Source organism: Phenylobacterium sp. J426 (genome assembly GCF_024699945.1).
Taxonomy (GTDB): domain Bacteria; phylum Pseudomonadota; class Alphaproteobacteria; order Caulobacterales; family Caulobacteraceae; genus Phenylobacterium.
On record NZ_JAJOMY010000001.1, the window covers coordinates 1,091,394 to 1,115,519 of the forward strand.

Genomic DNA, 24,126 nt, shown 5'->3' on the forward strand with positions numbered 1-24,126 from the left:
GGCATGAGCCGGTGCGGCGCCTCTGGTGGCCCGAGACGACCGCGACCGGTCACGCCGCCATGATCTTGGAGGCTGTCGCCTGGCTAGAACCGCTTCTTGAAGCCGACCTCGAACACCCGGCCGAGCGGATTGCCATTCGTGTAATCGTAGTTGTACTGGCTCGCCACGTAGGGTGGATCGGTGTCGAACACGTTCTGCACGCTGGCCGTGATCGTCGTGTCCCAGGGCGCCTCCCAGCGGGCGACGAGGTCGTGCTGCCAGAAGTCCTTTGACTTTCCGACGGGAACCAGGTCGCGACCAGAGGGCGCGCTGGGATTGGGGACGGTCACGAACAACGGCGCTCCGAAGGCCGGCGACGTGCCTTCTGCGTACCGGGTCTGCCAGCGGACGGACAGTGGCCCCCGATTGAAGGCAAGGAACCCATTGGCCCGTAATTGAGAGTAGGAGAAGAACTCATTCACCAACTCGCTGAGTCCGGCGCGGTCCTCGGCCGGGGAGATGGCGATGTCGGTCCCGAGCAGTGACGTGGCACCTCGCTTGTACTCGATCAGATAGGTGGCCTCGCCGCCGACGGCCCAACGGCCTTCAAACCAGCCGTCCCAATCGTATTGGGCGCGGAACTCAAGACCCGATGTCTTGGTGTTTGGCCCGTTGATTGTGAAGCTGCGCAGACGCGCTACGTTGGCCGCGCCGCAGGCGCCCGCAAAGGTTAACCTGGCCTGGAGTTCGGCGAAGGCCGGGTTCCCGCAGTTCGCGTTGGAGCCGCCGGGGAACATGGTGGCATAGAGCCGACCGCCGCTCTCTTCGGTGATCTCGTCTTTGAACTTGAAGTTGAAATAGTCGAGTGTCGCCGTGAAGCCGCCGATCTCCAAGATGGCCCCCACATTGAAGGTGTCGGCCTTCTCGGGCTTTAGGTCCGGGTTCCCGCAGCTCTGGAAGGCGCGATAGGCGCTACCCAGGACACGCACGCCATTGTTGCAGCCGGTGCTGACGAGGCCGGGGGCCGGCGCGCGGAACGTCGTACTGGCGCTGCCGCGCAGGGGCCAGGAAATCGGTCACCTGCCATTTTGCGGCGACCTTCGGATTGGTGGTTGATCCGATTCCGCCCTGGTAATCTTCGTGACGGATCGCGAAGTTCAGGTTGAGGTTCTCGAGCACAGGGACTTGGACTTCCGCGAAAATCGCCTTGACATTTGCGTCGTCGTCGCGGTCCACCGCGGAGCCGAAGAACTGTAAGGGGCCGCTTTCGTCGGCGCAGGCCGGCCGGTCGGGGCACGGCGTTTCACCGGAATTGAAGAACTCGCCGTACTTGCGGATTTCCTGCGTGTAGCGATACTGGGCTCCTGCGGCCCAGGCCACCGCCCCCCGCAAGTTCGATACCCGTCTCGCCAGAGAACACTGTCTCGGCGACCAAGAGCTTGTTGGTTAGGACATTCGTGTAGTTTCCGTACAGCCAGGCGACGACCTGAGGATCGTTGGCGACGGCCGCATTGAAGAAGGGATTAGCGGCGCCGTTCACGGCGCTGGTTTGCACGCCGTTGGTGAAGGGGTTGAAGTAGTGGCACCCCAAGGCCGCATTGCCGGCTCCGGCGGTGAAGTTGTTGGTCTCCGCAGCGGTGCAACTGCCAGGGTCGCTCGCCCGCGCCCCGAAGCCGCGTAGCGCTAGCTGGATGCGCGACACCAACAGGTCGTTCGTGTTCGCGGTGTTCTTCTGCTCCATGTAGGTGAGCGCGGTGTCGAACTTGATGCCGGCAAAGAGCTCCCCCTTAAAGCCGCCCGAGATGCGGAAGGCGTCATTGACGATCTCCTGGTGGTCAGCCTTGTCCGGGTTGAGCGGATGCCCTGCGAAGGCGATCGCGCGCCAGCCGAGCTGGACGATATCCACACCACGGGCGCCGAGGGGCGCGCCAGGCTGCGCCCCCCACCGCGCTGTTGGCGGAGCCCCGGACGGCGGCGCATTGAGCGGCCGTGAGCGGCGCCCGGCAGTCGCTGAGAAGGGCCACGAGGCCGGGGTGATTGGCAGGGATGTTGTACGGAACGGCGAAGTTGGGACCATTAGGCGCGGTGGGGGGAGAAGGAGGTTCCCCCGATGGCCACCGGCGAGGGATACTGGGCCGTTAGGTTGGCCGGCGAGAGTCGCTGCATCGGCGTGTCGTTCTTGGTCCACGCCGCCTCGCCATGGAAAGACACCTTATCTGACAGGTTGAAATTCACCTCGGCGAAGAGCTGATAGTGGTCCTCTCGGTTCACTAGGTCGTTGAAGTTCGAAAACTGGAAGCGGCAAGTTGAACCGGCGGTCGCCGGACTTTGGGCGCTGACGGGCACAGCCACGGTCGCCGTCGCACCTTGGCCGAGGGTGCCGCTGAGCGGGTTGGGGTAGGTGACGTTGTTGGTGAGCGTGCCGCCGAGTTCTTGGCAGCCGTTGTCGCGGAACAGGTTGGCGCCCCCTAGGAAAAAGTCCTGGGTTCGACGCGCCGGTCCAACCGCCCGCGCCCGCATAGCCGCCGAAGTCGAAGGACCGGAGCGCCCAGTCCCGGTCATGGATGTCGAGTCGGGACCGGTGCCGGTAGCCGGCAGTCAGCAGCACGTTGCCGTTGTCGAACTGCTTTCCCCAGGCGACGTTACCCTGATAGTCGCCGTTGGAGCCGTCGATGAAGGCATATTCGCCATCCAACTCCAGCCCGTCCAGGTCCCGGCGGGTGATAAAGTTGACCACACCGCCGATCGCGTCCGAGCCATAGGTCGCCGCGGCCCCATCCTTGAGGACCTCGATGCGACCGACCGCTGCGGTCGGAATGAAGTTGAGGTTTGCTCCCCCGCCCTGGAAGGCGGCGGCGGGACTGTCCGCCAACCGGCGACCGTTCATCAGGGTCAGCGTGCGCGCGGCGCCGAAGCCCCGCAGGTTGATCGTCGCTGTTCCCGCCCCGCCGTTGTAGCGGTTGCTCTCGCCGAGCGAGGACTGCGAGGAGGTGATCGTCTTGACAAGCTGCACTACGGACGGGCTGCCCTGCGCTTCGAGCTCCTTGCTCGAAAGCACATCGACCGGCATGGCCGCGTCCTCCGGCGTCCCTGCAATGAAGGAGCCGGTGACGATAACTTCTTCGACCTCGGTGGGCCTGTCGGCGGTCTGTGCCGATGCGGTTCCTGCCAGGCCCAGTGCGAACACAACGGCCAGCATCGAGCTTCCGCAGAAATAGCGATGGTTCATCATCCTGTTTTCTCCCCCTTTGTCCGACCCGCATCGTTATCGTGCGGAGTTCTAGGACACCTTCATGCCGACGAGCTTCTGCATCGGCAGGAAATCTCGGTCATCTTGTCTGGGCCTGAGTTCGCCCCGAACCCGCTAGCACCCTTCGCTCCCGACGATGCGGCGGCGCATCGTCATGCATTTCATAACGTAACGCACAATAGTAGTTGTGCAAGCCCATGGTCGCTCAGGGCAGCGACGCGAGCGGCCCAGACGCTTGCAGAGGGATTTTCGACCGGCCACCGCGCGAACCGCATCCTTCGGAGTTGGAGGCGAGGGTGTCCATTGGGGCATCGGGGATGCAAATCCGGTAGGCCAAGCGCGGCCGTTGGCGACGCGGCCGGGTTTGGCCCGTGGGCCAATTGAAGAAGGCCCTTCCTCGCGCCTTCGACCGACCTCCCAGTGACAATCCGCGAAATCAAGCGCGCTGGAAGCGGCTCTGCCCGCATCTCGGCTCAGTCGTCAGCAGCGGCCCTGTTGATCTGCGCGTACGGGCCGATCGTTCCTCGGCCGAGGTCCGCTCGGTCACCAGTCCTGCCGAGGGATAGGGCCGATCGCCCCCCAGGCTCTCCAAGGTCTCAACCTTGCCTGCCGCCAATCCAAGAGGACCGGCGGAGTTGCGGCAACTCTGTATGGCCGGTCTGGCGCGAACAGACATCCGGGCCTGGCGTTCGTCGCGCCGGGAGCCCATTGACGGTCGGCCAGCGCTGATCCGTTGTCAGGGTTGAGCTTCGGCCTTGGCCACGCTGGCGCGCCCCGCCGCCGATCTCTTCTCGTGCAACACCGGCCAACCGGTGCGACCAAACTGCGCCCCGTGGGATCTGGGCCCGCGGCCTCACACCGATAAAGTGTGCGTACATACGTCTCTGTTCCTCCTCGCACAACGACGGAGCTCCCCACGCCGCGTTGCGGCGATGGTGCCGCCTCACGTGAACCCTGCACCTGCGGACGCCCGACGTCGGCGCGAGTCGCTCGAGTCTCACCAGACAATACTCGGATGAAGGAATAGTGCGGATAGGATACAAACTCGACTGTGGCGTCCCATGTACCAACCGGGCGCCGACGGCGCACACTTGAATCGGAGATCTCATGAGACTCGCTACAGCGCTCGCCACGGCCCTCATGCTGGCGACGCTCACAGGCGGAAGTGCGTCCGCGGCGGAACCCGTCGTGGCCAACCTTCGCGCTGCGATCGAGAAGAAGGTGAAGTTCGTTGCCGGCGGCACAATCTTCCAATGCGAAGGGACCCAGTGCGTGGCCGCCCGTCCCAACTACCGCACGATCACGCTTGAGGCCTGTCAGCAGCTCTCGCGGCGATTCGGGGCCATCGAGCGCCTGGGCGACGCACGACGCTCGCTTAGCGCGGAGAAGCTCGCGGCCTGCAACGGAAGCCGGGCCTAGCGAGAAAGTCATTGTGGGCGTCGGCCCGACGGAACGGCGGGTTCGTCTCCACGCGGATCCTGCCTTGCGCCTTTCGGACGGTTGCGCGGACGGCTGCGGGCGCGCAGGCCAATTGGCGTTTGCGAGACTGCGCGCCAATCTGAGTGCCGAACCCGCATGCTGAGAGCGTGTCGAACAGGCCAGGAAAATAGAGCCAAGCGGTTCAAAGGCGCGCCGCGCACCATCTGCTGGCGCGCGGCGCGAGTGATGCTCTGGGTAGGAATTAGAGTCCAAAAGCATTTGTATGCTACAATAATAATGGCCTGACGCAAGCCTGTCGTCTGCTGCGGGGACGATGTCCAGTTTCCGGATGGCGCCCCAAACGTCGCTTCAGCGACAGCCGTGCGCCAACATTCAACCTGGATCACCTCTCGGGGACTGGCCGGTGGCGGGGGGCGGGGTGGAACTGCTCGATGGACGCTCAGCTGCGGCTTCGAGACACTTGCGCCGCCGCACGGATATCTAGACTACTCCCGTCGTGGCACGAAAAATGACCAACACGCGATCTGCGGCGGAAGAGGAGAAGGTACGCAAGCCCACGGCTGGCCATGAAACCGCGTCGGTCGCTGCAGCCCGAATTGAGAACGTTGGTTTTCTTATTGCCGACGTGACCCGATTGATGCGGAAAGGCTTTGACCGCCGTGTTAGGTCGCTGGGGCTGACGCGTCCCCAGTGGCGCGTTCTGGTGTACGTCCTTGAGAATGAGGGCCTCTCACAGTCCATGCTGGCCCGGGCAATGGACCTTGAGCGCGCGCCGCTCGGCCAACTGGTGCGAGCGCTTGAGAACCTGCGCCTCGTCCGGCGGGTGCGCTCTTCGGCCGACCAGCGAGAATGGCTTATCTATGGGGGTGAGGATTCTGCGCGACATCATGCCCCGACTCGTCGAGGCGGCCGGCTGGCTGCGGGGCGTCTATTTCCAGGGGGTTGACGCGGAGCGAGGAGCAGATGCTGCGCCGACTTCTTGAACGGATGCGCTCGAACCTCAGCTACGAACTCGAACGCTGATCCCGCGGCGCACGGCGTATCCCTTAGCAACCCGGCAATTGAGCGCCACGCGCCTGGCGTGCGGCGCCAGAGGCGCTCCCGCAAGCTTGTGCCAGGGCAGTAGTATTGTATGGTACAACCTACCGCATACCTGCAAGATCGAAGTCGATACCGGCCTTACTTGCCCTTCGGGGGAAGCGGCGAGGACGCTACACCTCTTCGTACGCGCTTCCTCCGCGCCGACTGGGTTCGCACCTTTCGAGAGCCACCGCAGCGGGCGCGGAGCAGAGAGGGACCAGGTGCAACCGCCGTCGGCAGAATCCTCGCCACACGACCGCCGGCTCGATCGCGCGGCGCGGCGGTTCAACGCCCAGGGGATGGGACTCTGGACCCATGCGGAGTTCGCCGAGCAACTCGGCGGGGGGAGACCTGCCATCTGCGGCCCGACGACGGAGCGCAAGGACCTGCTGTTCCAAGTCTACCAGCGGTCCTTCGAGGTGGTAGCCTGGCACCTTCGCGGAGCGACGCGCCGGCGAGAGCAACCATTGAAGGTGGTGCGGTCTCTCGTCGCGACGGTCCTGAACCCCGCTCGCCCGGAAATCGCCGCACCGAGCGAGATCGAGCTCCTGTCGACCGCGAGAGGCGCCAAGCTGCGGAGCCTTCACGACGCGCTCGTCGCAGAACTCGCGGAGGTGCTCGCGGCGGGCGCTCAGACGGGCCAGGTTCGCGTCTGCGACTTCCCAGTGGCCGCGGGAGCCATCCTCGGGCTTGTCCTGTGGACGCCGGTCGCATCACACCGGATGCCGCCCGCAAAGCTCTTCAATCGCCCTCGCGTCATCGAGGCGCTTCAAGACCTCCTCACCTATGGCCGGGCAGGAGACCGGTCGGTCGAGGTGGAGGCGCCGCGCCTCGACCTTGCGCCACCACGCTTCCCGGCGGGCTTCGGCTTCCCTGAGCCTCAGAGCTTGAGCCGTGAGGAGGTGCTCGTGAACGCCTCGTATCTGCTCAACCGCTGCGGCGGATGGCTGGCTCCGCCGGAAGAGGTCTCGAAGCGCCTAAGCTGCGATTCACGCCCCCTCCTCGACCTCGCCGGCGACAAGGCGGGTCTGGTGCGAGCCTGCCAGGCCAGGACGATAGACGTTTTCTATCGAATACTCGAAGAGGCTTTCGCAAATGGTCGTGCCACAGACGCCGCCGCCCTCGCCTTCGCTCAGGCTTTGGCGGAGGCGTATCTTCGCGAAGATGTCCAGCCGCTGCGTCCCTTCGTGGGACTTGAGGCGCTTTCACCCGAAGACCTTGCGGCCCTGCGGATCCGGTGGCGCGTTTTATGGGCGAACCTGCGCGGCCGCCAGGTAGACGCGGTGGCAAATCACCAGCTCCGGGAACGCTACTATGACCTGACGCCGCTCATCTGGACGGCCCTCTGCGGCTGGCTCGCCTCAGGGCTCCTGGATGGCGGCGACCGTGCAAGCGACCATTCGCGCGAGGTCGCGCAACTCATGCGCCTTGGGCTCGCTCCGGTCTGACAACGGGATTCGGGGCCTCAAGCTCGCGCGCTGTGACGTTCCGGAACGAACGCTGGCGCAACGTCGGCGCGCTTCCGCGGCAGGATCCTGAAGGCGCCGGGGCGGAGCCTTGAACGTCGGTGCGCGGACCGCGCCGGCGCGCCCACCGCACCGCTGTCGGCGCGTTCGGCCACATCTCCGATGCTGGCGGCGCTCTGGACTTCATCTCCTGAAGCCTTCGGCCAGCCCATTCTTGTTCTAGTGTGGAGATCGATGCCGAAGCGCCCACCGCCAAGCCCCCAGCGGCCGAACGTCGTCAATCCGGCGTTGGAACACGCCGTGATCTCGCTGCGAGCGCAACGCCCCGATGACGCCGAGCGACTCGCTTCTGTGGTGCTCAAGGCCGACCGGGGCAATGTGATGGCCGCGCAGATTCTGGCCGAAGCCTTTCTGCTGCAGGACCGGGTCCAGGAGGCTATCGATCTGTTGCAGCGAACGGCGCGGCGCAGCCAAGAGCCGGGGACTGAAACCCTGCTGGCCATGGCGTTGAACGCCGCCGGTCGAGGCGACGAGGCGCTGGAGCAGTTGCGCCGGGCGACGATGCGGCGCCCCGTATTCCCGTTGGCGTTCCTCAAATTGGGAGAGCAACTCTCCGAGATCGGTCGCTTCGACGAGGCCATCGCCGTGCTCGAAGGCGGCCTTGCGCTTGTGCCTGATGGGGTGGGGTTGCGTGTCGGACTTGGATTCATCCACCTTGGACGCAATCAGCGCGATGTGGCGCGGCGTCTGTTTCTGCAGGTGCTCGCGACGGCCCCTGAGCGACACGACGCGACGGTCGGGCTGGCCCGGGTGATGGTCTCGGATGGCGAATACGCCGACGCCGCCGATCTCCTTCGGCGCGCGCTCGCGCTGCGGCCTGAAGACGTGGCGACTCTGCTTGAGCTCGGAAAATGTCAGCTGGAAATGGGTGCGCGCGGCGCTGGGGAAGCCACCCTGCGCGCCGCGGTGCGTCGTGCACGCCGGCTCGCGCCGCTGGCTATTGTGGCGCTTGCCACCACCTCGCATGGCCGCTTCTTCCTGCGGCCTAGCGAGGCTGCGGCATTCCTGGGGGGCACTGCAAGGTGAGCCCGTTCAGGCCCGGTAGTGGCGCCGGTAGACGCCCTTTTCGCGGCGGATCCGCTCGCTCAAATCGCGGTCCGCCGTCGCCTCCTCTGCGGTGAGGACCGCTGTCTCGGCGGTCCAGGCCTCCCGCTTGATCGGAATGCATTGCGCGACAGGCGTGCCCTTCGCCAGGACGCCGGTGAAGGCCATGTTGTGCCAGTGCGCCGGGAAGTGGATCCTGGCATCGTGGTATCGGTCGCAGTCCACCACGCCGCTCAGGGTGGTGAAAGGCAGATCGAATCGGTTGGCCGGATGCGTGAAAAGCAGCGAATAGCCAGCCGGCGCTCTATCGTCCATAGGTTGTGGAATTTGATGAGGAACCGATCCGGGTCGAACAGGGGCGAGCCGATGACCTGGCTGGAAGGATGGAAGCCAATTGGCGAGCGCTCGAACGCGACGCCTCTGGCCGGCGGGAGGTCGTTGTCCCAGGTGAACTCGCCATTCTCGACCTTCACGGCACAGATCAGCGGGATCAGGAATCCGGCGGTCATGGCGTCGATGAACGGGGGGCACCGCTTAACGGTGTCATCCTCAATGGAAGCAAGCGGGTTGAACGCCTGCTGCGGCATGGTTTTGAACCAGTCAGGCAGGCCGCGCGTCGCCGGGACGGGTAGGGGCAGCCGTCCATCCAGCTCCTGCGGGCACCGGAACTTCAGCGTCATGGGATCGGGTTGCGCCTTCACGTCTGAGCGCAGTCTTCCGTGAGCTCCCCCGGCCGCGGCTGATCGCGGTCCAGGCGGAGGTTCAGGATTCTCAGAATGGTGAGGCAAGTCTCCAGGGCCTCACCAGAGACATCGCCGAGCAGATCGCGCTGGAGGGCTGCGACCATCGCGTCGATCCGTTTCATCAGCGGCTTCGACCTCGCGGTCAGCCGCACACTTTGGGCGCGCCCGTCGCCTGCCCGGGGATAGCGTTCGATGAGGCCCAGCCGTTCCAGCTCCTCCAGATGACGCCCGATCGTGGGCCCGCCGACGGCCAGCCGGTCGGCGAGCTCCCGTTGGCGGACCCCGTCTTCGACCCTCGACAGGGTCAGCAACACCTGCCAGCGCGCGTTCGTGAGCCCGCTGGCCCGCAGGCGTTCGTCGATCAGCCCGCGCCATCGCCGCCCAAGCAGCGTCGCCTCGACTCCAATCTCGGCCGCCCGAATGTAATGTGCCATGCAGACAACTTACGACAGCGCCTAGGAACCGCCAACGAGCCGATTCTCCCCCGAAACCACAGAGACTTGACAGTAATGTATAATACAATTATTGCTACAAGTCTCCTCGGCAGTTTTGCTGTCATTTCGGGCGCGCCTTGGCGCGTCCGTTTTTTTCTGCTGATTGTCATTTCCGGCTGACGGGCCCTCCATGGGCCCGCTAGTCCAAAGTGTTCTGCCCTAGCCCGTCTGCCGCAGAACATTCAGCCAACCACGAAGCGGCACATATTGAGACCTTCGTTCCGCGCTGCGCGCTGGACGGATCCGACAGCAGCGTCGTGCGGTTCGACAGGATCCTAAACTGATCACCTCGTGCGCTCGGTGCATGACGTCTCGCGCTTCGATCTGGACAGTACCTCGGGCCTGCCGCGCTTCACCATGCCGCTGGAGCTGGGCGCGGACCTCGGCCCGCGGCTCAAGGGGCACACCCGCCTAGCGCCGGCGGCGCATCCAGGTGTCGGATGCGGAGGCGTACCGGCATGACCAACCTTGTCAGACATCGCCGGCCTGAGATCGACGACCTCATCCTCGAACCTATCGATTCTAATGGAGGTGGCGCATGCCCAAGCTGAAGCGCGTGGAAGTCCTCGACGAGATCCCGGTGAAGTGACGTCAAACTCCCGGCTGCGTAACACCGGAGGTCTCGTTGCCTATAGGCTGTGCTGGGCCGGGAAGGGGGCGAGCCCTCGAACCCCGTGAAGCTCGTCCACGCCGATGTTGGCTCCGTTCACGGGGACGACCGCGTGTTCTCGCGAATGAAGCGCCCGGCCCAAGCGAAAGCCCCGAGCTGGTGCAAAGCAGATCGAGGGGTTGCGATCGCGCTAGTCTGGAGCGAACGCGCGCATGAAGCGATGCGCAGCCTCGCAGGCGGTGGCTTCGATTTCCTCGTGGGACATGTCCGCGCGAGCGTTTAGCAGAAAGGCGGACTGGAGGCTCCCGATCACCATCCCCGCGTACATCTCTGCCGCCTCACTGGGATTGGGGATGCTGAGCCGTCCTGCCGAGGCCTCGACGACGAGGTAGTCGGCGAGACTGGTTCGACTCGTGCGGATCCCCGAATGATAGATCGCCCGCGCCAGTTCGGGCGACGTCGCGGCGCTGCCGATGGCGAAGCGCATGAAGCCGATGCTGCGGGCCGCGAGGAGCGCTTGCAGCAATGCGACGCCGTAGGCAGCGAGGGTCCGCTCGGGATGCTGGGCGGCATCCAGTCCAGCCAAGGGGGCCGCGATCGAGGCGGCCCGCCGAGCGGCGAGGGCGCGCACCACCTCGTTCTTCGAACCATAGTGGTTGTAGATCGTCTGTTTGGCGACACCGGCGCGGCGCGCAATGTCTTCTAGGGACGCCTCCACGCCACGCTCCACCAACAGTTCGATAGCGGCGTCCAGTATGGCTTCGTTCTTCGCCAGGTCGATCTGGCCTGTGCTTCTGGACATGTTCGACGCGTCGCCCCCCAAAAGCATCAATGACCAACCAGGTGCACGTCAACAAGCTCGGCGGTGTCGCCTTCGCGGCGCTGCGTGGGCGACGACGCTTGCCGAACGTAGGGTATGGTTGAATAGATGTGTCCACGAGTAGCCCGCGCCGGCTGGGACGCGGTGGGCCGTGCAGTGGGGCGTGAGGGGACTTGAGTACATCGGAGAACCAAAGGCCGGCTGCGCCCGGAGGAACCGCACGCCGCCAGTTCCGGCGGCGCTGGGTGGTTATGGCGGTGGGGCCGATCCTGATCCTGGCCGTCCTCGCCTACCTGATCCTCACCAGCGGGCGCTTCGAGACCACCGACAACGCCTACGTCCAGGTGGCCAAGACGCCGGTGGCGCCCTCGATCGGCGGCCGCGTCGTCGAAATCTATGTGAAGGAGAACCAGCCGATTCGGCGCGGCCAGGTGCTGTTCCGCCTGGATCAGCGTGATTTGAAGGCGAGCGTCGACCTCGCCCAGGCCCAGCTGAGTAACGCCCAGCTGGCGGTCAGCCAGGCGCGGGCGGCCTATCGGCGGGAGGTCGCGAGCGTCGCCGCCGCACGCGAGAATCTGCGGTTCGCGACGCGTGAGGTGACCCGCCAGCGCCAGCTCAACACGGCCGGGGCCGTCTCGGGCCAGGCGGTCGACCAGGCCGTGCACACCGCCAACCAGGCGCGCGACCAGCTGGCCGTGGCCCAGCAGCAGGCGGCCCAGGCCCTGGCGGCGCTGGGCGGAGACCCTAACGTCGCCGATCGTGCGCCGGCGGTACTGCAGGCCCGAGCCCAGCTGCAGCGCGCCCGGCTGAACCAGGACTTCGCCACGGTCGTCGCGCCCGCCGACGGCGTCGTGGCCCGCGTCGACCAGCTGCCCGTGGGCGCCTATCTGAACGCGTCCCAGACCGCCTTCTGGCTGCTGTCGGGCGCCCCCCTGGATCGAAGCCAACTTCAAGGAAGACCAGGTCCGCAACATGGAGGTGGGCCAGCCGGTGGAGATCGACGTCGACGCATATCCCGGCGGCGCGCTGCACGGCCACGTCGCCAGCTTCGCGCCCGGGACGGGCTCGGCCTTCTCGGTGCTGCCGGCCCAGAACGCCACGGGCAACTGGGTGAAGGTCACCCAGCGCCTGCCGGTGCGCATCGCGTTCGACCGCCCGCCTCCGCCGCGGGCGGCCCGCGCCGGCCTATCGGCCAAGGTGAAGGTCGACGTGCGCAATGCGTTGAAGAGGGACTAGGGCCGTGGGCCGCGCCTTCCGCGCCGTGGTTGTCGGACTGGGCCTCACGCTGGCGGCCTGCACAACGGTGGGGCCAGACTTCAAGGCCCCGCAGCCGGACAGTTCGCTCACCGGCTATGCGATGGCCGGCGAGGTTGCGCCAACCGGCGTCAGCCTGAGCCCTGAAGTCCGCTCCGCCGGCCCGTGGTGGCAGGCTTTCGGCTCGCCGGCGCTGGACGAGGTGATGCGGCTGGCGCTTGCCGACAGCCCCAGCGTGGCGGAAGCGCGGGCGAAGCTCGAACGCTATCAGGCCGCAGAGCGCGAGGCCGTGGGCGCGCGCAAGCCGGAGGTGGAGGCGACGGCCTCGGCGCAGCGGCAGAAGTTCAACCCGGCGTCGTTCGGCTTCACCGGGCCGGCCTCCGGCTCGCCGGCTTCCGAGTTCGGCCGGCCGCGGACGTTCGGCCTCTTCCAGCTCGGCGGCCGCGTCAGCTACGACCTGGATCTGTTCGGCGGCGGGCGGCGGCGCGTGGAGGCTGCTGCGGCGCGTACGGAACAGGCGGGGCATGAGGCGGACGCCGCCTACCTGACCCTCACCGCCAACGTCGCCCTGCAGGCGTCGCGCATCGCCGGCCTCAAGGGCGAAATCGCGGCGCTGGAGTCGATCATCGCCGACGACCGCACGCTGCTGGACCTCGCCCACAAGTCGTACGCGCTGGGCGGCGTTCCGCGCATCACCGTCACCCAGGTTGAGACGCAGTTGGCCGAGGACGAGGCCCTGATCCCGCCGCTGCGCCGGCAGTACGACGCCGCCCGCCACCAGCTGGCCCTGCTGGTGGGGCAGTCTCCGCCCGCCTGGACGCCGCCCGAGTTCGAGCTGGCGCAGCTGGCTGTCCCGGTGGCGACGCCCGTCAGCCTGCCGTCCGCCCTGGTGCGGCGGCGACCGGACATCCTGGCGGCCGAGGCGGAACTGCACGCGGCGACCGCCGCGATCGGCGCGGCTCGCGCGGACCAGTATCCGAACATCCGGCTCTCAGCGAACGGCGCGCTCGCGGCGGTCAACCCGCAGGACGTGATCTCGACCGACGCCTCGGGCTGGACGCTGCTGGGCGGCCTGACGGCGCCGATCTTCGACGGCGGCGCGCGCAAGGCCCGCACGCGGCAGGCGCAGGCCCAGGCGCGCGAGGCGCAGGCCCGCTACCGCCTGACGGTGCTGCGCGCGTTCGTCGAGGTGTCCGATGCAATGGCGGCGCTGGAGACCGACCGGCAGCGAAACGAGGCCCTGACCCGCGCCGTGTCGCTGAATCGCGAGTCAGCCGAAGTCACGCTGCACGCAGCCCAGCTGGGCGCGCGCACCGCGGCCGAAGTCGTGCAGGCCCGCCGGCAGCTCGACCGCGATCGCCGCGACCTGGCCAACGCCCAGGCTCAGCGGCTGAGCGACATGGTGAGCCTCTACGCCGCTTCGGCCGCCGACTGGGGCGGGCGTGAAACCTCCGGGGGTCGCGATGGCGTCGGCCCAGGACGTTAGGAACCGAATCCCGATCACCGGCTCGCTGATGCTGGCGACGCTGATGTACACGCTCGATTCCACGATCGCGAACGTCGCGCTGCCACACATGCAGGGCAGCCTCTCGGCCTCTCAGGACGAGATCACCTGGGTGCTCACCTCGTACATCCTGGCAACCGCCGTGGCGACGCCGCTGGCCGGCTGGCTGGCGCAGAAGATCGGCCGCAAGACCATGCTGTTGTGGTCGATCATCGGCTTCACCATCGCCTCGATGCTCTGCGGCCTCGCCCAGAACCTCCCCGAGATGGTGGCCTTCCGGGTCCTGCAGGGGCTGGCGGGCGCCGGGCTGATGCCGCTCTCGCAATCGGTCATGCTGGACATCTTCCCGATGACCATGATCCCGCGGGTGATGAGCATTTGGAGCGCCGCGGTGATCCTGGGCCCGATCGCCGGCCCCACGCTCGGCGGCTGGATCACCGAGGAGCTCGACTGGCGCTGGGTCTTCTACATCAACCTGCCGATCGGGATCCTGGCAACGCTGGGGGTGCTCAGGTTCATGGCCCATGACCCGGGAGGGCGGGCCCGGCCCTTCGACTTCGTCGGCTTCGGCGGGCTGATCGCCTTCATCGTCGGCCTCCAGGCGATGCTCGACCGCGGCCCCGGACGAGACTGGTTCGATCTGAAGGAGATCTGGGTCGAGACCGCGATCGCACTGGCCGGCCTTTGGGTCTTCATCGTCCAGACGGCGACGGCCAAGCATCCGTTCTTCCATCGCGACCTCGCCAAGGACCGCAACTTCATCGGCACCGCCCTGCTCGGGTTCTTCGTGGGCGTGCTGCTGTTCTCGACGACGGCGCTGCTGCCATCGTTCATGCAGAACCTGCTGGGCTATTCGGCGACGCAGGCCGGCGTCGCCAGCGTGACGCGCGGGCTGGGTTCACTGGTCTCGTTCCTGCTGGTGCCCATGGCCATGGTTCGCCTGGGCCCCCGCACGTGCCTGTTCCTGGGCCTCATCCTTTGCGTCTGCGGCTTGTGGATGATGGGCGGCTTCAGCCTCGAGATGACCTCGGGACCGATCCTCGTCAGCGGGTTCGTCCAGGGCCTCGGGATCGGCCTGCTGTTCTCGCCGCTCAGCACGCTGGCCTACGTGACCCTGGACCCGAGCCACCGCGTCGAGGGCACTGTCGTCTCAACCATGGTCCGCAGCCTGGGCTCCAGCGTCGGGATCTCGATCGTCCTGGCCGCGGTGCTCAGGAACTCGGCGGGGGCCCACAGCGAACTGGCCGGCCGTATCGACCCTTCCAGCCCGCTGCTGCGCTACCTGCTGCCTCCGCTGATGGATCCCCGCAGCGAGGTCGGCGCGCAGATCCTGAACGGTGAGATCACCCGGCAGTCCGCCATGATCGGCTACGCCAACATCTTCATGTGGATGGCCCTGGTGACCTGCGTGATCTTGCCGGCAGTCATATTCCTCAGGCCCGCGCGCACGGCGCCGTCTGACAAGGTCGAGATCCACACGGAATAGCTCACGGGAACGGACGCCGGCGCCGCGGCGGCCGCTCTCTCCCTGCGCCTCAGCGCCTGACGCGCGCCCAGCGGATCCGATCGATGTCCCCCTTCTCGGGCCCAGCGCAAGTTCTGCACCCGTCGAAGGTTTCGGAGCCGGCCCTTGCACATGAGGACGACCTGGCTCGACCAGCTTGAATGAAGGGCGAGACCTTCCCCTGCGGTGGAGCCCGGGATCTCGACCGACCCTTCGAGCGGGAAGGACCCCCAGGCTGTGCAAAAACTCACCGGGAAGGGCCTGCCGCTTGCGACGAAGGTCCGCGATTAAGAGCGGGCGTATAACAGAGGCAGATTTTGTATCAGGTGGCATCAACACCTGGAGCACGGTTCACGTGATCGGCATCATCGTGCGCGAGCCCCGAATGCCTAATCATCTGCTTATCTATTCTCGAAGGCGTTGGATGGCGAAACTCAGGCCCGTAATGCCCGCTAATCATCAGAGCGCTCAGACCCCCCAATGACGTAGCTCGTCAACAGCTGATCCTCCGCACGGGCCGCCAGAGATTACCCCTGAGTGCCCCATCGGTTCGTGCCCACGGCCTTGCGCCAAGGGGAGCGATCAAAACAAGCATTGAGGCTCCATGTCACCCTTGACCCTTTCGCCCAACGACTATCGTCGTCTCGCTAAGGTGATCCGTACCTTAGCCCCTACAGCCGCGCGCCCTGTTTTGGTGCGGCTGGGTCTGCTCCGGGGCGCGGCTTCCGACGAGGCGAACGAGGGCTCGGCATACGAGGCCTTCGTTGCGGCTCTTGAGGCACTCGGGCCCACATTCGTGAAGCTAGGCCAGATCATGGCGACACGGTCCGATCTGCTTCCGCCAGAGCTGACCGAGCGGCTCGGCCGGCTTCACGACGACGTGGCTCCAGTGCCCTTCGACCATTTGCGCGAACAGCTGACGATCGATCTGGGCGCGCCGCCGGAAGAGCTTTTCGCCGAATTTTCGACGACGCCAATTGCGGCTGCGTCCATTGCCCAGGTCTACGCCGCGCGGCTCATGACCGGTGAAGATGTCGTTCTCAAGGTTCGCAGACCGGGGATCGAGGCAGTCATGCGCGCTGATCTGCGGCTACTGTTGGCCGCTGCCCGCGTCATCGAGCGTCGCGCGCCGGCTCTGCGTCGACATCAGCCTGTGCGTGTCGTGACGGAGCTCAGCGAAGCCCTTCTCGAGGAGATCGATTTTCGGATTGAGGCTCGCAATCAAACGGAGGTCCGCAGGCGCGCGACCGTCTTCCATGTGCCGCTCGTACATGAGCGATTTACCACGGAAAGGACCATGGTCAGCGCACGCGTCCGTGGCCGCAGTCCTAACGCCGCGTTCCGCAACGAAGAGCCTGCCCTGGCGCGCGCCCTGGCGCCTGATGCGGCGAGGGGCCTGCTGGGCATGATCCTGCTGGACGGGGTGTTCCACGCGGATCCTCATCCAGGAAATATTCTCGTGACTCCCAATGGTCGTCTGGCGCTGTTGGACTTCGGCTCTGTCGGGCGGCTCTCGGCGAAACGGCGAGAGCAGGTCCTCGTGGTCCTCGGCTCTCTGGTGGATGCCGACGTCGCGGCGGTGTCTGATGTGCTGATGGAATGGGCTGGCCGCTCCGGACCCCCGCCGCCCGGGCTCGAACACGGTGTCGAGCGATTCTTTCTGCGTTACGCCGCCGATTCCGGGCGACCAATCCGGCTTGCGGAGGCGATCAGCGAATTCATCTCCATCGCCCGAGAAAATGCACTGACCTTGCCGCCGGACCTGCTGCTGCTCATGCGCGCTCTGGGCATCGCTGAAGGCTTGGCGAGGACGCTCGATCCCGACCTCGATGTCGTTGCCGCTATCGCGCCAGTGGTTCTCCGGGCCTTCGCGTCTCGGTTTGCGCCGAAAGCGCTCGCCACCCGCGCCTTCCGGACGTTCAAGGAACTGGATCAGATCCTCGCCATCGGGCCAGAGGCGATCCGGCGCGGCATCGGCCGCATCAGCCGTGACGGCATTGTCATCCAGGTCTCAAGCTCAGACTTGGCCGAGTTGCCGCGAGCGGTCAGACGGGCGAGCGATACCCTGTCGCTCGGGATCGTGGTCGCGGCCCTTATCGTCGCTGCTGCCGTCGTCATCGTCGCGAAGGACGATCAGGCCGCCGCGATCGGCCGGATCGCCATCGTCACCCTCTCAGGCGTGGGCTTGGCCGCTTTCGTGAGTCGCCTGTTCCGGCGGGATTGAAGCTTCGCGCACGGGAACACGTCTTGCTTCCCCGCGCACCCACGCGGCCTTGACCATTCTCGCGGTCAGAACGCCGTCTTCGAGGGTCGCCGTCACATCGTCGGGATCGACCGGCTCCGGGAGATCGACGCTCAGATCGAACGGACGCCCAATGGTCCCGGGCCGCCCTTGACGGCCGGCCGCACGCAGACGCAAACGAGTGGGAGTGACCTCCAGGACCATATCTCCGATGGCATACCCAGGGGCATCGACCTCAACGGTCACGTCCTCGATCGTCTGGGCGATTGCAAAAGCCGGAACCTCGCCCAAGGGATAACCGGGCTGGGTCTCAAGCCGGCGCCGAACACCCCTCAACCCGCGGCCGATAAGGCTGTCGTATTCCAGGGTGGCGGAATACACCCTCCGTCCCAATTTTACCGAGACACTGCCGATCATTTGAAACTCCTGGAACATTCTCCACCTGAAGACTTGCGCGCCTGATGGCGGCAAATTCATGGCGGTTAACGCGGGCATGGTTGGCCAAGCTGCGAGGGCGAGCAGCGGGGAGTGGCCGGGACGGTCTTCCGGCTCATTAAGCCGGGCTGCGAGGTACGTACACAGAGGGTCGTGACCCACCCACGCCAGATATGGCGGATCGTAAAACGCCGACGCGGCGACGGCGGTAGTGCCGAAAAGTCCCGGCTGCATTGTATCGGAGATGGGGTGCAATGCTATTGGCGTCGCGAAACACCGCCCACGTTCTTGAACAAGCCCATTTCAGCGTCCCGTTTTCCCTGTGTGCCAAGAGTCCTCGCATCAGCCGGTGGGCCATCCCGCGCCGTCCAGGGCCGCCTTGGCAGCCTTGGCAGCCTCAGCGTCCGACAGGTCCCCCCTCCAGCGCGAGGCGTCGAGCCGTCGGCCGCTCACCCGATCGGACGCTTCCGAGGCAAGCCAGAGAAGCGGTGGGACGATGACAGCAGGGTCAAGCAAGCCGGTTCGAGCCTGGTCGGGGAGGTCATCTGGAATCATGCCTGTCGCTGTCGCGCCACCGGGGAGAAGAGCGTTCACCGTGACGCCTGTGCCCTCAAGATCCTGAGCCCAGATGATCGTTTCGGATTCCAGCGCCGCCTTGGACGGCCCATAGGGCGAGAAGCCGCGCCGTCGCATGGTCGCATGGTCGCATGGTTCATGCTGATATTGACGATCCGCCCGCGGCCGGCTGCGATCATCACCGGTGCTGCCGCCCGGGCCATCAGGAAGGGCCCATTGACGTTGGTGTCAATCACCATGCGCCAGACGTCCGGGTCGGTCTCCCAGAAGCGGGTCGGCTCGGTCAGGAAGCGCTGGCTGACATATTTCATGCCGCGGCCGGCGTTGTTGACGAGAATATCGACCCGACCGAAGCGGTCACGCGCGCCCGACACGACGCGTGCGCAGTCTTCCTCGCGCGCAACATTGGCGAGCATCGGAATAACGCGGTCGCTCCCGGCTTCCCGGGCCACCGCCTCGACTTCGGCCGCCTCGCGCGATGCCGTTGTGACGACCCGTGCGCCCGCCGCCGCCAGCCCGAGAACCATCGCCCTGCCGAGCCCACGACCGCCGCCCGTGACGATCGCGACCTTGCCGGCGAGTCGCTCGCCGCTCACCGGTTCAGCGCCGCCATGTGCGGCGCGGCGTAGCGCGTCCCCGCGGCGGCGCCAGCAGGCAGGATGCGGTCGATGCGGGCGCGATCCTCAGCCGTGATCCGTACATCCATCGCCCCCAAGTTCTCCTCGAGCCGAGCGCGCTTCTTGGTTCCGGGGATGGGAACGATGTCCTCTCCTTGAGCCAGAAGCCAGGCGAGCGCCAACTGGGCAGGGGTGCAGCCCTTCTCGCGCGCCATCGTCTCGATCTCGGCCACCAAATCGAGGTTCTTCTGGAAGTTCTCGCCCTGGAAGCGTGGCGCGTTCGCCCGCGCACGAACGCGACTGCCCGCCAAGTCGCGCAGGGTAGCCGGCCCAGCGTCTCGATCAGCACGCCCGCGGTCCGGCGTTGCTGGACGAGCAGGACTGGCTGGACGTGTCGGCGGGGCTGAGTGGCGGCGAGGCCGCCGCGCTGCTCGCCGAATCCGGGTTCCCCCTGCCCAAAGTGTTGTCGGCGTCATCCGCGGCACTCGCGAGGGCCCGCTCGGACGCGTTTGGTCCGCCCACCTCAGCTCGAGGCATAGACGCTCGGACGACCCAACAGGGTGGGAATGGGCCGGTTGTATCCCATGATCACGATCCACCGTGGGCTCGCGAAGCCCGCCCGCCTATCCGCCCATTGCGGCGGCCACGCGGGACGCGGTGCGGTTCGCGACCTGTTTGATCGGGTCGTCGCTCAGGTGGGCGTAGATTTCGGTCGTGCGCGACTGCTTGTGGCCGAGCACCTTGCCGACCATGAAGAGCGACGCGCCGTCGGCGATGGCAAAGCTGGCGAAACTGTGCCGCAGATCGTGCAGGCGGACATTGGTCAGCGGCGCGACATCATCGGGGTGATCGCCGGCCTCCTGCGCCCGCTTGCGCGAGACCTGGTTCGCCCGGACGCGGACCATTTCCCAGTGATGGCCGAGACCGACATAGCAGCCGTCGCCTTTCATGGCGGGCAGCACGAAGGGCGAGCGACGCTTCGGCTCCGGATGTTCGCCGGAATTGTGCCCGCGCATGTCCGGCTCGGGGCGGTTCGTCTCCCAGCGGCGCTTCAGGATGGTCACGGCGGCGTCGGCGAGCGGAACGACCTTGGCGCCGGTCTTCGAGTCCGGCAGCCGCAGGCAGCTCTTGGTCCAGTCGACCCAGGCCCATTCCAGGGTCAGGATCTCGCTCTTCCGGCAGCCCGTGAGCATCAGCAGCCGCACGGCGTCCGCCATCACCTCCATGTGCGGCTGTTCGCGCTCGATCTCGGCGATCGCTTCGCTGAAGCAGGCGACCTCCCTTTCCGAGAGATAGCGCTCGCGGCGCGTCGTCTTGAAGCCTTTGACGCCGCGCGCCGGATTGTGGGTCACCCGGCCGGTTTCGATCCCCCACTGGTAGCAGGCGGCGAGCACCACGACGGCCATGGAGGCGATTCGCTTGCCGCCCTTCACGTTGGAGCGGCGCCGGTGACCGGTCTTCTCGGACCTGGCGGTCTTCCCCTTCGAGATGTCGAGCTGCATCATCGCCACGTCGTTCTTCGTGACTTCGCGGGCGAGGATCCGGCCGATCAGCGGCTTGACGTGGTTCCTGAAGATCCCGCGATCGGTGTCCCAGCTGCTCGCCTTCTTCTCGGGCTTCAGCGCGGGACCGTCCTCCAGGTAGGCGTCGGCGAGTTCGGAGACGCTGATCGCCCCGCGTTCCTCGGCCTTGGCGTCCTGTGGGTCGACGCCGCTGCGCAAGCCGTGCAGCAGATCGCCGGCGCGGTCGCGGGCTTCCTTCACGCCATAGTCCGCCCGCAGCGGACCCATGGTGTGCTTCCGTTTCTTGCCGCCCCGCCGGTAGACCAGGATGAAGCTTTTTGAGCCGGTGGGCCGGACCCGCACGCCCAGGCCGGTCACCTCGGTGTCCCAAACGACGTACTCCGCGGCCTCCGGAGCCAGTGCGGCGACCAGTTTTTCAGTCAGTTTCGGCATCGCAGGAGGCCCTTTTCTGGGTACCGCATGGGTACCAACAGGCAAAAGTGGTACCCAGGTTTCACCCGTTCCCAGTTTTGCCCAAGTCCTACATTTCTTCAACTCCTACAATGAGTTAGAAACGAAGTGAGATCGCCTGAAACAGGCCGAAAATGGCCTCCGGGGCCCATGGCATTCAAGAGGTCAGCGGTTCGACTCCGCTTAGCTCCACCATGAAGGCCCGCCGGTGACCCCGGCGGGCCTTCGCCTTTCCGAGCGTATCTTTACGGGGTCTCGGATCGGCGGCTAAGAAACGGCCATGCTGAACGTCGCCGTCAAACTCCCGCTCGTCGCCGTCGTCGGCCTGCCCCTCGTTCTGGCGGCCTGCGACCAGCCCAAGGACAGGAGCGACCCGCAGCCGCCGCCGCCCGCCGCGGCGACCGCGCCGCCACGACCTCCTCAGCCGGCCTGGGCGACCGACTATCTGGGCAAGGGCCTGCGCCAGCTGTTCCCCGAGACGGGCGACTGCGTGGGCAACACCGAGAGCGTCGAGACCCGATACGCCGACGGGGCTGCGGTCATCGGCTGGGGCTGGGACAACGCCGCGAAGACCTCGGTGGCGCGCATCGTGCTGGTGGACGAGGCCTATCGCGTGGTGGGCGCCGGCGAGACCGGCATGCCGCGGCCCGACGTGCCGGCCGCCCGGCCTGAGGTGACGGACCCCAACACCGGCTGGCGGGCGATCACGACGGTCCCCGCGGGCGCGCTCGACGCCTACGGGATCACCGACGGCGGCCAGGGCGCCTGCAAGCTGGGCCATATCAAGTTCTAGGCGTCAGCCTTCGGCCGCAGGGCCGTCAGCAGCCTCGAGGCCAGCCCGGGGATCAGGCCGCCGCGGCCGTTCGGCCGGCGCAGCAGCACCGCGTCCTGGGTGTTGTTGAGGTCGTGCGAGCCCACGTGCAGCACGTCGAAATACTTGGCCCACACGCGGCGGACGTAAGCCTCGGTGTGGTAGGCCAGCCGGTAGAAGCCCGGCAGGCCCTCGGTCGCGTCGGCGTCGCCCCAGTAGACGAAGCCGTCATTAACGCCCTTGGCGCACACGTCGTCCGGCAGGTCGTAGGCTCCAGGGTCCAGCTTGGTGGTCAGCAGGACGCCCCCCGGCTTCAGGATCCGCCGAAGCTCCGCCAGCATGCCATGCTGCATGTCCTCGGGCAGGTGGGTGAAGATCGAGATCGAGTAGATCAGGTCGAAGCTCTCGTCGGCGAAGGGCAGCGGCGGCGCGGGACCGTTCACCCGGAAGTCGCCCACGTCCTCGAGGTTCGCCCGGGCCCAGCCGATCGCCTCGCCGTCGATGTCCGAGCCGAACAGCTCGGCTTGCGGATGCATGTCCTTGATGGCCGAGATCACCCGCCCGGGCCCACAGCCGAAGTCGAGGATTCGCGCATGACGGCCGAGCGGCAGGCCGGCGCGTGCGAGGATGCCGGCGATCTGCTCGGCCACCCGGCGGCCGGTCAGGTGGAACTGCCCGGCGGCTGCGCCCGTCACCCGGATCTGCAGATGCTCCGGCGGGATCCGCCGCCGCCGCACGGGGCGGCCGAACACCGCCTGCAGCCAGCCCTCGCTGACCTCGTACTCGAACACCCGCGACCGGGCGCCCGAGGTGACCTCGACGCTCAACAGGAACGGCTCGGCGGGCGTGTGGCCCCGGAGCAGTTCGGCGAAGTTCACCCGCGCGAACAGGCTGCTGGCCGTCACCCCGGGGAAATGCTCGCGCACGTTGGGGTTGGGCGTCAGCTTCAAAGGCACGGGCGCGCCGTTGACCGTGACCGAGACGTCGGGATGGGCCTCGTCGTCCACCTCGGCCCAGCCGAACAGGTTGTAGACGACGTCCTCGTCGCCGAGCCGGTAGGGCGGATCGAGGCTGATCAGGACGAGATCGTGACGAACGACAGCCATCGCTTTCCTCGCGAATAAGCCGACGAGGTTCGCCCCAACCCGCCAGTGTTGTGTGACAGCCCTGGGTTTAGCTTAGCCTTCGCGAACGATGCAACCGTCGGTTCAGTCGACGTCCGGCGAACCCTGGAACGTGATCGGAGGTCGGTCGGCCCCGGCGTTGCAACACAGCCCGCGGCCCCCCAAATAGCGAGGGTCCGGCCCGCCGTGCCGACATCGGGCGGCAAGCCGGAGAGTCGCTTCTTCCGAGGGCTCCAAAAAGGCATGAACCGGTCTCTGATCTTTGACAGCCCCTTCCTGCTGGGCTTCGAGCACACCCGCTCGCTGATCGAGCGCGCCGCCAAGGCGGCGGCGGAGAGCTATCCGCCCTACAACGTCGAGGATCGCGGCGACGGCGGTCTGCGGATCACCCTGGCCGTGGCCGGCTTCTCGCCGGATCAGCTGCAGGTCACCGTGGAGGACCGCCAGCTGGTCATCGCCGGCAAGCGGGACGGCGGCGGCCCGAAGTCCGAGGACGCCTACCTGCACCGCGGCATCGCCGCCCGCGGCTTCGTGCGCAGCTTCGTGCTGGCGGACGGCATGGTGGTGGAAGGGGCGAGCCTGGAGCACGGCCTGCTCCACATCGATCTCGCGCGGCCGGCGCCGGAAAAACGGGTGCAGACCATCCCGATCCGGACCGCCGGCTAAGCTGAAGTCGAGATGTAAGTACCTCGTGGCCGGAATAGCCGGGACGAGGATCAATCGAACGGTTGGCTGAACCGGCGACCGTTCGGAGCGTTGAGTTTCACGGAGGTGGTCATGATGACGCCTGTACTTTCGACTGAAGCCTTTGCGGCGCTGGGCGCCCCGCATCTGGTCTATGTGCGCCCGGTGAAGGCGGCCGAAATCTTGGCCAGCGTGCCTTCCGCCCAGGTCCAGGGCTTCGAGCTCGACCCGGAACAGACCCTCTATGCGGTGCACCGCGCCGACGGCGAACGTCTCGCGGTGCTGACCGACCGCGAGTCGGCGGTGGCCGCGGCCCTCGCCCACGAGCTGGCGCCCGTCTCGGTGCACTAGCTCATCCGCAGTCCGGAACGTGAAAGGCCGGCGGGAGACCGCCGGCCTTTTCGTTTTTCCGATCC

At 66.6% G+C, this 24,126-nt stretch carries 24 protein-coding genes and 1 pseudogene; 12 read left to right on the forward strand and 13 right to left on the reverse strand.

What is annotated here, in order from left to right; all coding sequences use genetic code 11:
• Positions 1 to 83: 83 nt before the first annotated feature.
• From LRS10_RS05685 to LRS10_RS05700, 4 genes are all read right to left on the reverse strand, one after another.
• On the reverse strand, positions 84 to 1,052 hold the full coding sequence (locus LRS10_RS05685) for a TonB-dependent receptor domain-containing protein (RefSeq protein ID WP_308238015.1): 969 nt from the start codon (positions 1,050 to 1,052) through the stop codon (positions 84 to 86).
• Entirely contained in the window at positions 952 to 1,359 is a 408-nt protein-coding gene (locus tag LRS10_RS05690) for a TonB-dependent receptor (protein WP_257836400.1), read from the reverse strand. Before LRS10_RS05690 ends, LRS10_RS05685 begins: the two co-directional genes overlap by 101 nt.
• On the reverse strand, positions 1,283 to 1,885 hold the full coding sequence (locus LRS10_RS05695; protein ID WP_257836401.1) for a hypothetical protein: 603 nt from the start codon (positions 1,883 to 1,885) through the stop codon (positions 1,283 to 1,285). Before LRS10_RS05695 ends, LRS10_RS05690 begins: the two co-directional genes overlap by 77 nt.
• 306 nt (positions 1,886 to 2,191) lie before the next feature.
• Complete coding sequence (locus LRS10_RS05700) at positions 2,192 to 3,208, reverse strand: TonB-dependent siderophore receptor (RefSeq protein WP_257836402.1); 1,017 nt, start codon at positions 3,206 to 3,208, stop codon at positions 2,192 to 2,194.
• A gap of 1,128 nt (positions 3,209 to 4,336) precedes the next feature.
• Between LRS10_RS05700 and LRS10_RS05705 the strand changes: the two genes are divergently transcribed.
• The 4 genes from LRS10_RS05705 to LRS10_RS05715 all read left to right on the forward strand — a co-directional run bounded on the left by LRS10_RS05705 (position 4,337) and on the right by LRS10_RS05715 (position 8,301).
• Positions 4,337 to 4,648 (forward strand): hypothetical protein, encoded by a 312-nt coding sequence (locus LRS10_RS05705; RefSeq protein WP_257836403.1) that lies wholly within the window; start codon positions 4,337 to 4,339, stop codon positions 4,646 to 4,648.
• Positions 4,649 to 5,306: 658 nt separating this feature from the next.
• Positions 5,307 to 5,615, forward strand: coding sequence for a MarR family winged helix-turn-helix transcriptional regulator (locus LRS10_RS24940; protein ID WP_374570918.1), 309 nt, complete (start codon positions 5,307 to 5,309; stop codon positions 5,613 to 5,615).
• 163 nt (positions 5,616 to 5,778) lie between these two features.
• Positions 5,779 to 7,197, forward strand: a complete 1,419-nt coding sequence (locus LRS10_RS05710; RefSeq protein WP_257836404.1) for a hypothetical protein — start codon at positions 5,779 to 5,781, stop codon at positions 7,195 to 7,197.
• A gap of 180 nt (positions 7,198 to 7,377) precedes the next feature.
• Entirely contained in the window at positions 7,378 to 8,301 is a 924-nt protein-coding gene (locus tag LRS10_RS05715) for a lipopolysaccharide assembly protein LapB (RefSeq protein ID WP_257836405.1), read from the forward strand.
• 6 nt (positions 8,302 to 8,307) lie between these two features.
• Here LRS10_RS05715 and LRS10_RS05720 read toward each other — a convergent pair whose 3' ends face one another.
• The 4 genes from LRS10_RS05720 to LRS10_RS05735 form a co-directional block, all read right to left on the reverse strand.
• On the reverse strand, positions 8,308 to 8,544 hold the full coding sequence (locus tag LRS10_RS05720) for a hypothetical protein (RefSeq protein ID WP_257836406.1): 237 nt from the start codon (positions 8,542 to 8,544) through the stop codon (positions 8,308 to 8,310).
• 8 nt (positions 8,545 to 8,552) lie between these two features.
• Positions 8,553 to 8,999 carry a hypothetical protein gene (locus tag LRS10_RS05725; RefSeq protein WP_257836407.1) on the reverse strand — a complete coding sequence of 149 codons (447 nt, stop codon included), beginning with the start codon at positions 8,997 to 8,999 and terminating at the stop codon, positions 8,553 to 8,555.
• Between the two features lie 17 nt (positions 9,000 to 9,016).
• Positions 9,017 to 9,496: a MarR family winged helix-turn-helix transcriptional regulator gene (locus LRS10_RS05730; RefSeq protein ID WP_257836408.1), complete on the reverse strand. Its 480-nt coding sequence runs from the start codon at positions 9,494 to 9,496 to the stop codon at positions 9,017 to 9,019.
• 860 nt (positions 9,497 to 10,356) lie between these two features.
• Complete coding sequence (locus tag LRS10_RS05735; protein ID WP_257836409.1) at positions 10,357 to 10,995, reverse strand: TetR/AcrR family transcriptional regulator; 639 nt, start codon at positions 10,993 to 10,995, stop codon at positions 10,357 to 10,359.
• A gap of 242 nt (positions 10,996 to 11,237) precedes the next feature.
• On the opposite strand from LRS10_RS05735, the pseudogene LRS10_RS24945 reads away from it, so the two are divergent.
• The 5 genes and pseudogenes from LRS10_RS24945 to LRS10_RS05760 form a co-directional block, all read left to right on the forward strand.
• Positions 11,238 to 11,420 (forward strand): annotated as a pseudogene (locus tag LRS10_RS24945) (biotin/lipoyl-binding protein); the annotation flags it as partial.
• Between the two features lie 538 nt (positions 11,421 to 11,958).
• The gene (locus LRS10_RS05745; RefSeq protein ID WP_374569603.1) at positions 11,959 to 12,222 is read left to right on the forward strand and encodes an HlyD family secretion protein; all 264 of its coding nucleotides are present in this window, start codon (positions 11,959 to 11,961) and stop codon (positions 12,220 to 12,222) included.
• 4 nt (positions 12,223 to 12,226) lie between these two features.
• Positions 12,227 to 13,726: an efflux transporter outer membrane subunit gene (locus tag LRS10_RS05750; protein WP_257836411.1), complete on the forward strand. Its 1,500-nt coding sequence runs from the start codon at positions 12,227 to 12,229 to the stop codon at positions 13,724 to 13,726.
• Positions 13,704 to 15,230 (forward strand): DHA2 family efflux MFS transporter permease subunit, encoded by a 1,527-nt coding sequence (locus tag LRS10_RS05755; RefSeq protein ID WP_257836412.1) that lies wholly within the window; start codon positions 13,704 to 13,706, stop codon positions 15,228 to 15,230. Before LRS10_RS05750 ends, LRS10_RS05755 begins: the two co-directional genes overlap by 23 nt.
• Positions 15,231 to 15,852: 622 nt before the next feature.
• Positions 15,853 to 17,472, forward strand: a complete 1,620-nt coding sequence (locus LRS10_RS05760; RefSeq protein ID WP_257836413.1) for an AarF/ABC1/UbiB kinase family protein — start codon at positions 15,853 to 15,855, stop codon at positions 17,470 to 17,472.
• On the opposite strand, the gene LRS10_RS05765 is transcribed toward LRS10_RS05760, so the two are convergent.
• The 4 genes from LRS10_RS05765 to LRS10_RS05780 form a co-directional block, all read right to left on the reverse strand.
• A complete protein-coding gene (locus LRS10_RS05765; RefSeq protein WP_257836414.1) occupies positions 17,422 to 17,907 on the reverse strand; it encodes an Hsp20/alpha crystallin family protein in 486 nt (161 codons plus the stop codon). The two genes, LRS10_RS05760 and LRS10_RS05765, sit on opposite strands and share 51 nt — an antisense overlap.
• Positions 17,908 to 18,515: 608 nt before the next feature.
• Positions 18,516 to 19,097 carry an SDR family NAD(P)-dependent oxidoreductase gene (locus LRS10_RS05770; RefSeq protein WP_257836415.1) on the reverse strand — a complete coding sequence of 194 codons (582 nt, stop codon included), beginning with the start codon at positions 19,095 to 19,097 and terminating at the stop codon, positions 18,516 to 18,518.
• Complete coding sequence (locus LRS10_RS05775) at positions 19,094 to 19,594, reverse strand: aldo/keto reductase (RefSeq protein WP_257836416.1); 501 nt, start codon at positions 19,592 to 19,594, stop codon at positions 19,094 to 19,096. The genes LRS10_RS05770 and LRS10_RS05775 overlap by 4 nt, the downstream gene beginning before the upstream one ends.
• Positions 19,595 to 19,741: 147 nt before the next feature.
• Complete coding sequence (locus LRS10_RS05780) at positions 19,742 to 21,175, reverse strand: site-specific integrase (RefSeq protein WP_257836417.1); 1,434 nt, start codon at positions 21,173 to 21,175, stop codon at positions 19,742 to 19,744.
• A gap of 196 nt (positions 21,176 to 21,371) precedes the next feature.
• Between LRS10_RS05780 and LRS10_RS05785 the strand changes: the two genes are divergently transcribed.
• Positions 21,372 to 21,884 carry a hypothetical protein gene (locus LRS10_RS05785; protein WP_257836418.1) on the forward strand — a complete coding sequence of 171 codons (513 nt, stop codon included), beginning with the start codon at positions 21,372 to 21,374 and terminating at the stop codon, positions 21,882 to 21,884.
• Here the strand turns inward: LRS10_RS05785 and LRS10_RS05790 are convergent.
• A complete protein-coding gene (locus tag LRS10_RS05790) occupies positions 21,881 to 23,008 on the reverse strand; it encodes a class I SAM-dependent methyltransferase (RefSeq protein WP_257836419.1) in 1,128 nt (375 codons plus the stop codon). The two genes, LRS10_RS05785 and LRS10_RS05790, sit on opposite strands and share 4 nt — an antisense overlap.
• Before the next feature lie 261 nt (positions 23,009 to 23,269).
• On the opposite strand from LRS10_RS05790, the gene LRS10_RS05795 reads away from it, so the two are divergent.
• Both LRS10_RS05795 and LRS10_RS05800 read left to right on the forward strand, forming a co-directional pair.
• Positions 23,270 to 23,692 carry an Hsp20 family protein gene (locus tag LRS10_RS05795; RefSeq protein ID WP_257836420.1) on the forward strand — a complete coding sequence of 141 codons (423 nt, stop codon included), beginning with the start codon at positions 23,270 to 23,272 and terminating at the stop codon, positions 23,690 to 23,692.
• A gap of 114 nt (positions 23,693 to 23,806) precedes the next feature.
• Positions 23,807 to 24,061 (forward strand): DUF1150 domain-containing protein, encoded by a 255-nt coding sequence (locus LRS10_RS05800; RefSeq protein ID WP_257836421.1) that lies wholly within the window; start codon positions 23,807 to 23,809, stop codon positions 24,059 to 24,061.
• Positions 24,062 to 24,126 lie beyond the last annotated feature (65 nt).